The organism is Falsiroseomonas sp. HC035, from assembly GCF_050563525.1.
Lineage (GTDB): Bacteria > Pseudomonadota > Alphaproteobacteria > Acetobacterales > Acetobacteraceae > Falsiroseomonas.
Map to the genome: position 1 here is coordinate 17,538 of NZ_JBNXUN010000005.1, position 9,316 is coordinate 26,853.

9 protein-coding genes are annotated in these 9,316 nt (G+C 71.4%); 5 read left to right on the forward strand and 4 right to left on the reverse strand.

What is annotated here, in order from left to right:
• The first annotated feature begins 52 nt into the window (after nt 1-52).
• Together ACLF3G_RS12535 and ACLF3G_RS12540 are read left to right on the forward strand one after the other, a co-directional pair.
• On the forward strand, nt 53-745 hold the full coding sequence (locus tag ACLF3G_RS12535) for an ArsR/SmtB family transcription factor (RefSeq protein ID WP_430669716.1): 693 nt from the start codon (nt 53-55) through the stop codon (nt 743-745).
• Between the two features lie 85 nt (nt 746-830).
• Nucleotides 831-1,844 (forward strand): aldo/keto reductase, encoded by a 1,014-nt coding sequence (locus ACLF3G_RS12540; protein ID WP_430669717.1) that lies wholly within the window; start codon nt 831-833, stop codon nt 1,842-1,844.
• 14 nt (nt 1,845-1,858) lie between these two features.
• On the opposite strand, the gene tldD is transcribed toward ACLF3G_RS12540, so the two are convergent.
• The 3 genes from tldD to ACLF3G_RS12555 are packed head-to-tail and all read right to left on the reverse strand — an operon-like array spanning nt 1,859 to nt 6,668.
• Complete coding sequence (tldD, locus tag ACLF3G_RS12545) at nt 1,859-3,289, reverse strand: metalloprotease TldD (protein WP_430669718.1); 1,431 nt, start codon at nt 3,287-3,289, stop codon at nt 1,859-1,861.
• The gene (locus ACLF3G_RS12550; RefSeq protein WP_430669719.1) at nt 3,286-5,577 is read right to left on the reverse strand and encodes a PAS-domain containing protein; all 2,292 of its coding nucleotides are present in this window, start codon (nt 5,575-5,577) and stop codon (nt 3,286-3,288) included. The genes tldD and ACLF3G_RS12550 overlap by 4 nt, the downstream gene beginning before the upstream one ends.
• Before the next feature lie 23 nt (nt 5,578-5,600).
• Nucleotides 5,601-6,668: a COX15/CtaA family protein gene (locus tag ACLF3G_RS12555; protein ID WP_430669720.1), complete on the reverse strand. Its 1,068-nt coding sequence runs from the start codon at nt 6,666-6,668 to the stop codon at nt 5,601-5,603.
• A gap of 47 nt (nt 6,669-6,715) precedes the next feature.
• On the opposite strand from ACLF3G_RS12555, the gene ACLF3G_RS12560 reads away from it, so the two are divergent.
• Genes ACLF3G_RS12560 through ACLF3G_RS12570 form a run of 3 tightly spaced genes read left to right on the forward strand, consistent with a single transcriptional unit; the run spans nt 6,716 to nt 8,847 of the window.
• The gene (locus tag ACLF3G_RS12560; RefSeq protein ID WP_430669721.1) at nt 6,716-7,570 is read left to right on the forward strand and encodes a glycosyltransferase family 2 protein; all 855 of its coding nucleotides are present in this window, start codon (nt 6,716-6,718) and stop codon (nt 7,568-7,570) included.
• Nucleotides 7,570-8,265 (forward strand): TVP38/TMEM64 family protein, encoded by a 696-nt coding sequence (locus ACLF3G_RS12565; protein WP_430669722.1) that lies wholly within the window; start codon nt 7,570-7,572, stop codon nt 8,263-8,265. Before ACLF3G_RS12560 ends, ACLF3G_RS12565 begins: the two co-directional genes overlap by 1 nt.
• 57 nt (nt 8,266-8,322) lie before the next feature.
• Complete coding sequence (locus tag ACLF3G_RS12570; protein ID WP_430669723.1) at nt 8,323-8,847, forward strand: hypothetical protein; 525 nt, start codon at nt 8,323-8,325, stop codon at nt 8,845-8,847.
• Here ACLF3G_RS12570 and ACLF3G_RS12575 read toward each other — a convergent pair.
• The gene (locus tag ACLF3G_RS12575; protein WP_430669724.1) at nt 8,834-9,127 is read right to left on the reverse strand and encodes an usg protein; all 294 of its coding nucleotides are present in this window, start codon (nt 9,125-9,127) and stop codon (nt 8,834-8,836) included. The two genes, ACLF3G_RS12570 and ACLF3G_RS12575, sit on opposite strands and share 14 nt — an antisense overlap.
• Nucleotides 9,128-9,316 lie beyond the last annotated feature (189 nt).

Sequence of the window (9,316 nt, forward strand, 5' to 3'; positions counted from 1 at the left end):
CAGGACAGCCCCCTGCTGCGGCATCCTCGCCCCGCAAGGCCCGGAGGCATCAATGTCCAGCAACGCCGCCATGGCGGAAGCCGCGTCCCTGGTCGGCGACCCGGCCCGTGCCAGCATGTTGAACGCGCTGATGGATGGCCGCGCGCTGACCGCGACGGAGTTGGCCGGCGTCGCCGGCATCACCCCGCAGACCGCCAGCGGCCATCTGGCAAAGCTGTCCGCCGCCGGGTTGCTGGCGGTGGAGCGCCAGGGGCGGCACCGCTACCACCGGCTGGCGACGCCGGCGGTGGCACGGATGTTGGAGGCGATCATGTTGGTCGCCGGCAGTCTGCCTCCACCGGTCCGGCCGCGCCGGATCGGCCCGGCCGATGCCGCGATGCGGGCGGCGCGGACCTGCTACGACCACCTGGCCGGCCGGCTCGGCGTGGCGATCGCGGAGGGGATGGTGGCGCGGGGGCATGTTGAACTTGTGCCGGATGGCGGTGCCGTGACGGCGGCGGGGCAGGATTTCCTGGCGGGGCTGGGCATCGCGCCACAGCCGGGTGGCGCGCGACGCGCCTTCTGCCGGCCCTGCCTGGACTGGAGCGAGCGGCGGCACCACTTGGCCGGAGGGCTGGGTGCCGCGCTGTGCGCGCGGTGCTTCGAACTCGGCTGGGTCAGGCGGGTGCCGCACTCCCGCACCGTGCTGGTGACGCGCGCGGGGGAGGCGGGGCTGCGGCAGGCGTTCGGGATCGAGCTGGGCTGATCCCCTGCTACCGGATCACTTCACACCTGCGCCGCCGCACCTTGGACTGGTGGAGGCGTCGCCCGGCAGACGACAAGGAACCCGCATGAAGCTCGCGAAAATTCTTCCCGGCAAGCTCGGCTTCGGCTCGGCGCCGCTCGGCAACATGTTCCGCGACATTCCCGAGCAGGAGGCGCTGGCGACGGTCGAGGCCGCCTGGTCCGACGGCATCCGCTACTTCGACAACGCGCCCTTCTATGGCGCCGGCCTGGCGGAACTGCGCATGGGCGAGGCCCTGGCCGGCAAGCCTCGTGCCGACTACGTCATCAGCACCAAGGTCGGCCGCGTCATCCTCGATGAGGTCGAGGATGTCAGCGCCCGCGACCAGGGCGAGAAGAGCGAGGTCTTCAAGCACGGCCGCCCGAACCGCGTGGTGAACGACTATTCCGCCGATGCCACGCTTCGCTCGATCGAGGACAGCCTGAAGCGCCTGCGGACGGACCACATCGACATCATCTGGGTGCATGATCTGGCGCAGGATTTCTACGGCGACGAATGGATCGCCAAGTTCGAGCAAGCGCGCCAGGGCGCCTTCAAGGTGCTCGACCGGCTGCGCGACGAGGGGGTGATTAAGGCCTGGGGCCTGGGCGTCAACCGGGTGGAGGCGGTCGAGCTGCTGCTGGGGCTGGAGGGGCCGCGGCCGGACGGCTCCCTGCTCGCCGGGCGCTACACGCTGCTCGACCATGACCGGGCGCTGCAGCGGCTGATGCCAATGGTGGCCGAGCGCGGTCTCGGCATCGTTGTCGGTGGTCCCTACAGCTCCGGCGCGCTGGTCGGCGGGCCGAACTTCGAATATGCGCCGGCACCGCCTGCCATCCTCGACAAGGTAGCGCGGATCAAGGCGATCGCGGACCGGCACGGCGTGAGCATGAAGGCGGCCGGGCTGCAGTTCTCGCTCGCCAACCCGGCGGTTGCCGCGGTGATCCCGGGCGCCAGCCGGCCGGACCGCATCGCCGAGGACCGGGCTGCGCTGGAGGAGACGGTACCGGTCGAATTCTGGCGCGCGCTGCGCCAGGCGGGGCTGGTGCACCCGGCGGCGCCGCTGCCCGGCGGCGCCTGATCAGGGCGGGCTTGCTATACGGCGGTCCCACCGATGGTCAGCCCGGTCATTTTCAGGGTCGGCTGGCCGACGCCGACCGGGACGCCCTGGCCCTGCTTGCCGCAGGTGCCGATGCCGGCGTCGAGCGCCATGTCGTTGCCGACCATGGCGACCTTGGTCAGCGCATCCGGCCCGTTGCCGATCAGCGTCGCGCCCTTCACCGGTGCGCCGATCTTCCCGTCCTCGATCAGGTAGGCTTCGCTGGCGGAGAACACGAACTTGCCGGAGGTGATGTCGACCTGGCCGCCGCCGAAATTCACCGCGTAGATGCCGCGCTTGACGCTGGCGAGGATCTCCGCGGGTGCCATGTCGCCGCCGAGCATCACCGTGTTGGTCATGCGCGGCATCGGGATGTGCGCGTGGGACTGGCGACGGCCGTTGCCGGTCGGCGTGACGCCCATCAGCCGGGCGTTCTGCCGGTCCTGCAGGAAGCCGACCAGGATGCCGTCCTCGATCAGCGTGGTGCGGCCGGAGGGCGTGCCCTCGTCATCCACCGTCAGCGAACCACGGCGGTCCGGCATGGTGCCGTCATCCACCACCGTCACGCCGGGGGAGGCGATGCGCTGGCCGAGCAGGCCGGCGAAGGCGCTGGTCTTCTTGCGGTTGAAGTCGCCTTCCAGCCCATGCCCGATCGCCTCGTGCAGCAGGATGCCGGGCCAGCCCGGGCCCAGCACCACCTCCATCTCCCCGGCCGGAGCCGGGACGCTGTCGAGGTTCAGCAGCGCCTGGCGCAGGGCCTCCTCCACTGCGCCCTTCCAGGTGGCGGCGTTCAGCACGCGGTCATAGGCGAAGCGGCCGCCGGTGCCGGTGCTGCCGGTCTCACGCCGCCCGTTGCTCTCGACCACCACGGCAACGTTCAGCCGCACCAGCGGGCGGAGGTCGGCAACGCGCGAGCCGTCGGGCCGCAGGATCTGCACCGCCTGCCATTCGCCGAAGATCGAGGCCATCACCTGCTTCACGCGCGGGTCGCGGGCGCGGGCATAGGCGTCGATCTCGGCCAGCATCTCCGTCTTGGCCTGGAATTCCATGGCCGAGAGCGGGTTGAGGTCGGAATACAGGTGGGTGTTGGTGGCGCGCGGGCCGACATCGAGCGTGCCGGAATGGCCGGCGGCCACCGCCTTCACCGTGTCCGCGGCGCGGGCCAGGGCGGCTTCGGTGATCTCCGCGGCGTGGGCGTAGCCGGCGGCCTCCCCGGCCACGCTGCGCAGGCCGAAGCCGCTGGTGACGTCGAAGCTGGCGGAGCGGATGCGGCCGTCCTCCAGGCTGATCGCCTCGGACTCCCGATGCTCCAGGAACAACTCGCCATCCTCGGCGCCCTGGGTCGCGCTGCGCGTCAGGCGTTCGGCGGCGGCACGATCCAGGCGAGTGAAGAACAGCGCGTCGGTGGCAGCCAGGGCATCGGTCACGGCGGGTCCTTCGGATGGGGTCTGGCAGGATATGGGGCCGGGGGCGGGTCGTCGCCCAGGGGGGAGTCACCAGGGGCTTCGGCAAAATCCATCAGCCGGTCGGCCGGAAACCGCAACAGGGCGACGGTACCGGGGCCGGCAGGTGCCTCGAGCCCCAGGGTGCCGCCCAACGCCTCGGCCAGCGTGCGGGCGAGGTACAGGCCAAGGCCGGAGCCCTGGAAGCGCCGGGACAGCGAATTGTCGACCTGCGTGAAGGGTTCGAAGACCCGTTCCCGGTCCTCCGGCGCGATGCCGATGCCGGTGTCGGAGACCCGGATCGCCAGGCCCTGCGCGTCGGTCTTGGCCGACAGCTTGATGGACCCGCCGGAGGGCGTGAACTTCGCCGCGTTCGACAGCAGGTTGAGGATCAACTGGTGCAGCCGGTCGGCATCACCGCGCAGAGCGGGCAGGTCCGGCGGCAGGCACAGATCCAGCGTGAGCCCACCCTGGCGGACGGCGCCGGCCACGGCTTCCGCGGCGCCTTGCAGCAGCGGGCGGAGCGCGACCGGCGCCTCGGCCAGCTTCAGCGCGCCGCTCTGGCTGCGGGCGACGTCGAGGATGTCGTCGATCAGCAGCAGCAGGTGGCGACCGGCCTCATTAATGGCGCGCGCATAGTCGTCGAGGCGGGCCCGGTCACGCTCGCCATCCAGCGCCGCGGAGAAGCCAATCACGGCGTTCAGCGGGGTGCGAAGCTCGTGGCTCATGGTGGCCAGGAAGCGCGATTTGGCTTCGGAGGCCGCCTCCGCCTCGGCGCGGGCGCGTTCCAGCTCCGCGCGGATGCGAAAATCCTCCGTCACGTCGCTGAAGGTCATGACGAAGCCGCCATCCGACGTGGGATCGGATACGACCTCGATGACCCGTCCGCCCCGGCTGCTGCGGTGGTAGCGGTAGGAGCGGGAGCGGTCGTTGGCCTTCGCCCGGGCCGCGGCCTCCGGGCTGATCTCGCCGCGGCGGACCTGCTCGTCCAGCACCTCGTCCACCAGGCGGCCCGGCTGCAGGAACTCGACCGGCAGGCCGATCATCTCCGAGGTGCGGCTGTTGATGGCCACCAGGCGACGGTCGGGGCCGTACATGCAGATGCCCTGGCGAATGGAGCTCTGCATCGCCTCCATCATCGTGGCACGCAGGCGCGCCTCCGATTCGGCGCGATGGAGGGCGGTGACATCGGTCAGCACGCTGATGTGCCCGCCGTCCGGGAGCTGCGCGACGCGGCTTTCCACCGCCGTGCCGTTCGGCCGCACATGACGCAGCAGGCCGCCGGAGCCCGAGACGCCGGACCCCGACCCAGCCGGGCGGCGCCGGACCAGGGCGGCTTCCTCCGCGGTGAATTCGCCCTCCGCCTCGCGCCGCGCGACCATGTCCTCCAGCAGGTCGCCGAGCGCGATCGTGGAGCCCGACATGATGCGGCTGTAGGCCTGGTTGAACATCGTCACGCGGCGGTCCGGCCCGAACACACAGACGCCATGCGGCAGCGCCTCCAGCACCCCGTCGAGCAGCGCGGCACGTCGCTGCGCCTCGTCCTCGGCCTGCTTGAGCGCGGTGACGTCGTCCACCTCGATCATGAAGCCGCCGGGGGGCAGCGGCTGGCTGCCAACGCGAAGCACCTGGCCGGTGGGGCGGATGCGCTGGCGCGTGGCGGTGAGGAAGCGGCCATCGCGGACCCGGCGTGCGGTATCCGCGCGTTCCTCCGCATCCATCTCACCGCGATCCTGCAACAAAGCGAGGATTTCGGCATGCGCCATGCCGGGGCGGACCGAGCCCGCCGGCAGGCCGATCGCCTCCTCATAGGCGGCGTTGGACTGGATCAGCGTGAGGTCGGAATCGAACAGTGCGACGCCGGCCTGCAGGCGCGCCAGCACGGCCTCCAGCAGCCGGGCGCGGCTGGCCGATTCGGCTTCGGCGCGGCTGAGCGTGGTGACGTCCGTTGCGCAGGTCAGGAAGCCGCCGTCGGGCAGGGGGCGGCTTTCCACCTGCCCGATGCGCCCGGCGCGGCTGCGCACCAGGCGGCTGTGCGGTCGGCTGCGATCCAGCGCCATGATGGACCGGACGATCTGTTCCGGATCGCCCGGGCCATAGGCACCGTTCCAGGCCAGCACGCGGACGACCTCGGCATGCGGCATGCCGCGCGGGGTCAGGCCGGGGTCGAGGCCGTGCCAGGACAGGTTGACGTCGCTGGCCAGCACGAGGTGCCCCTCCGCGTCGAACACCGCGATCGCGACCGGCAGCGTGGCCAGGACGGATTGCAGCATGTCGGGCGGAACAGCCGGCATGGTCAGCGCGGCGCCGGGCGCAGCGCGTGCAGCGCAACCAGCGCCGCGGCCAGCACCAGCACCGCCACCGCCTGGTGCAGCGTGCCGAGCGAAACGGGCACCACATAGACAAGCGTCGCGATGCCTAGGGCGTATTGCAAGGCGACGGCGCCGCCGAGCGCCAGCACGGCGCGGCGGGCCGTACCCGGCGCCAGGCGCCGCAGCGCCGCCCAGACGGCACCGAGGGTGAAAAGCGCCGTGAGCGTTGCCAGCAAGCGGTGGTTGAACTGCACGGCGGGGATGTTGGCCGTCAGGTTGGTCCAGGCCGGCGACAGCAACCAATAGCCGTCCGGCACCAACTGGCCGTCCATCAGCGGGAAGGTGTTGAAGCTGAGCCCGGCGCGGATGCCGGCGACGAAGCCGCCCGCCAGCATGGCCGCCGCCAGCGTCCAGGCCGCCACCTGCACCATGCGCCGCACCGGACGGGCCTCCGGCGGCGCCGAGCCCACCGGGCGCAGCAGTCCCAGCGCGGTCCAGACCAGGGCGGAGAAGATCACCAGCGCCAGGCCGAGATGGATCACCAGCCGGTAGGGCGAGACGGCGGTGCGATCCGCCTCGAAGCCGGAGGCGACCATGTACCAGCCGACCGCGCCCTGCAGCCCGCCCAGCGCCAGCAGCCCGAGCAGCCGCGGCTTGCTGCCGGCCGGGATGCGCCCGCGCAGCCAGAACCAGGCGAGGCCGGCGGCATAGGCCAGGCCGATCAGGCGGCCCCAGAAGCGGTGCAGCCACTCCAGCCAGAAGATTTGCTTGAATCCATCGATGCCGAAGCCCTGGTTGACCAGCTCATACTGCGGGACGGTGCGGTACAGGTCGTACAGGCGCTGCCATTCCGCCTGGCTCAGCGGCGGCAGCGTGCCGGAGAGCGGCGCCCATTCCATGATGGACAGGCCGGAGCCGGTAAGGCGGGTGGCGCCGCCGATGGCGACCATGATCCAGACCAGCCCGGCGACGCCCAGCAGCCAGCGTGCGACGGCGCGCGCATCCGCGGCGCGGGTGGTGGCGGAGGCGTGGGAGGGCGGGTCGAAGGGCATGGCGCATCATATAAGCCGAAATCGCGGAGCGCAGCATCGCCGGTGCGATGCCGGCCGTGCGCTTGCCGCCCGCGCTGACCCCTGCTACCCGCCCCGCCATGGCCCCCGACCCGTCCCCGAGGCCGGACCGGCCCGTCCGCGCCGAACCGGCGCCTGAAATTTCTGTCGTGATCCCCATGCGCAACGAGGGACCGAACGTGCTGCCGCTGATCGGCGAGATCGCGGCGGCACTGGCGGGAACGCCGTATGAGGTCGTCTGCGTCGATGACGGCTCGACCGATGATACCGGCGCGCGACTGGTCGAGGCAGCCGGGCAATTTCCGGTGCTGGTGCTGCGGCACGCCGTGGCCTGCGGGCAATCGGCCGGCATTGTCAGCGGGGTGCTGGCGGCGCGCGCGCCCTGGATCGCGACGCTGGACGGCGATGGCCAGAACGACCCGGCGGACATTCCCCGCCTCTGGGCGCGGGCGCAGGCCGAATCGGCCACGGACCTGATGGTGGCCGGGCACCGCACGCAGCGGCGCGACAACCGGGTGAAGCGGGTGACGAGCCGCCTGGCCAATGCGATCCGCGCCCGGCTGCTCGGCGACCGGACGCCGGATACCGGTTGCGGGCTGAAGGTGTTCTCCCGGGCGCTGTTCCTGGACCTGCCGCGATTCGACCACATGCACCGCTACCTGCCGGCCCTCGTGCTGCGCGCCGGCGGGCGGGTGGTGAGCGAGCCGGTAAACCACCGGCCGCGGCTGCGCGGGCAGTCCAACTACGGCACGCTGGACCGCCTGGGCGTTGCGGTGTCCGACATGCTGGGCGTGATCTGGCTGCAGCGGCGCTGGCGGCGGCCGGTGGTGGAGCGGGTTTCAGTCCGGGTCGTGGAGCCAGCCGCGGTTCCACCGGCTGGCTGATGCCGGGTGTCGGAAAATCCCTGCGTTGGCAGTCGCTCGGCAAGCTGCTGCTGCTGGCGGGTGGACTGCTCGCGGCGGCGGTGCTGTTGCGCAGCTTTGACGGGATGCCCGGCAAGGGATGGGTTGATCGCGACATCCGCGGCGAGGGGCTGTGGGGGGAGTTGGTCTTCGTGCTCGTCGGCGCGGCGCTGACCGCAGTGGGCGCGCCGCGGCAGAGCGTGGTGTTCCTCGGCGGCTACGGCTTCGGCACGGTGCTCGGCATCCTGCTCGGCCTGCTGGCGCAACTGCTGGGCTGTGCCGCGAGCTATGGCTGGGCACGGCTGCTCGGGCGACGCTGGGCGGAAAAGCGCATGTCAGGCCGCTTCGGGCACCGGCTGCGGCCGCTGCGCGACGCGCTGGTGCAGAGCCCGTTCCAGGCGACGCTGGCGCTGCGGCTGCTGCCGGTGGGCAACAACCTGGCGCTGAACCTGCTGGCGGGCATGGCGGGGCTGGCGGCCTGGCCGTTCCTGGCGGGCTCGGCGATCGGCTACCTGCCGCAGACGGTGGTGTTCGCGCTGCTCGGCAAGGGCATCCGGGTGGAGGGCGCGTGGCAACTCGGCCTGGCCGCGGCGCTGCTGCTGGTGTCCTTCGGACTGGGCCTGTGGCTGCTGCGGCGGCACCGGGCGGCGCGGGCGATGGATGGCGATCCGGATTGATCTGGAATTTGTTCCTAATTCGTGCTAGTCGCACCTTCGATCGGAAGGAGCCGCGGCATGGAACAGGTGATCTGGACGCCGGGTGCCTTCGTCCTCAAGGTCATCGACCCGGCGTTGGTGGCGCTGGCGCTGGACCCACCGGCAGCGCGACCGGGCGTGCGGCTGCTGCTGCTGGGCACAGCTTTGCAGGAAAGCCTGCTGCGCCACCTACGGCAGTTGCCGAACCGGGATGGCTCGCGCGGTCCGGCCTTGGGCTACTTCCAGATGGAGCCGGTGACCCACGACGACATCTGGAAAACCTTCCTGGCCTTCAGGCCGCCGCTGGCCGCGCGGATGCGGGCACTGGCTGGGCTGCCGAAGGGGCAGCCGGAGCCGGAGGTCCTGCTGCGCGATCCGGTCTATGCCGCGGCGATGGCCCGGCTGCGCTACCGGCGCGCCCCGGGCCGGCTGCCGGCCGCTGGCGACGTGGCCGGCATGGCCGCCTACTGGAAGCGGCACTACAACACGCCGCTCGGCCGGGGCCAGCCGGAGGAGTTCGCGGCCAGTCTGGCGCGCGTCCTGCCCGGGATCAGTGCAGGATGAACTGGCCGTTGGCGTAGCGCAGTTCCGCCGGGCGGATCAGCGCGGCGGAGGCGACGCGCACGGAATGCAGCGGGCCCTCGATCTCGCGCTGCCAGAAGGCGAGGAACTGGCCGAGCGCCGGGAATTTCGGCGCCAGGTCGTGCTTCTGCCAGATGAAGGTCTGCAACAGGCCGGGATGGTCCGGCATGTGGTACAGGATCTCCGCCGTAGTCAGCCGCCAGTCCGGCGGCGGCGCGCCGAGTGGGGATCGTGCGAAGCGTTCGAGGCCACTGAGTTCCATCGTGCTCCTTCCTGGCCCGGCCGGGCCTTCCGACATGCCGCGCCGTGCGTGGCCGGCAGTGCAGCATCGCATGAGGAAACCAGCAGGTTGCAAGAAAAACCTTCACAAACAAGCGCTTAGCACTCGCACTCCGAGAGTGCTGCCGATACTTGACGGGAATGTGGGTCTGGCCTACATCGCTGGCACTCC

Excerpts from the sequence above, each read along its gene's own strand:
- ACLF3G_RS12535 (WP_430669716.1), top strand. The coding sequence starts at position 53 with ATGTCCAGCAACGCCGCCATGGCGGAAGCCGCGTCCCTGGTCGGCGAC.
- ACLF3G_RS12540 (WP_430669717.1), top strand. The coding sequence starts at position 831 with ATGAAGCTCGCGAAAATTCTTCCCGGCAAGCTCGGCTTCGGCTCGGCG.
- ACLF3G_RS12550 (WP_430669719.1), bottom strand. The coding sequence starts at position 5,577 with ATGCTGCAATCCGTCCTGGCCACGCTGCCGGTCGCGATCGCGGTGTTC.
- ACLF3G_RS12555 (WP_430669720.1), bottom strand. The coding sequence starts at position 6,668 with ATGCCCTTCGACCCGCCCTCCCACGCCTCCGCCACCACCCGCGCCGCG.
- ACLF3G_RS12560 (WP_430669721.1), top strand. The coding sequence starts at position 6,716 with ATGCCGGCCGTGCGCTTGCCGCCCGCGCTGACCCCTGCTACCCGCCCC.
- ACLF3G_RS12565 (WP_430669722.1), top strand. The coding sequence starts at position 7,570 with ATGCCGGGTGTCGGAAAATCCCTGCGTTGGCAGTCGCTCGGCAAGCTG.
- ACLF3G_RS12570 (WP_430669723.1), top strand. The coding sequence starts at position 8,323 with ATGGAACAGGTGATCTGGACGCCGGGTGCCTTCGTCCTCAAGGTCATC.
- ACLF3G_RS12575 (WP_430669724.1), bottom strand. The coding sequence starts at position 9,127 with ATGGAACTCAGTGGCCTCGAACGCTTCGCACGATCCCCACTCGGCGCG.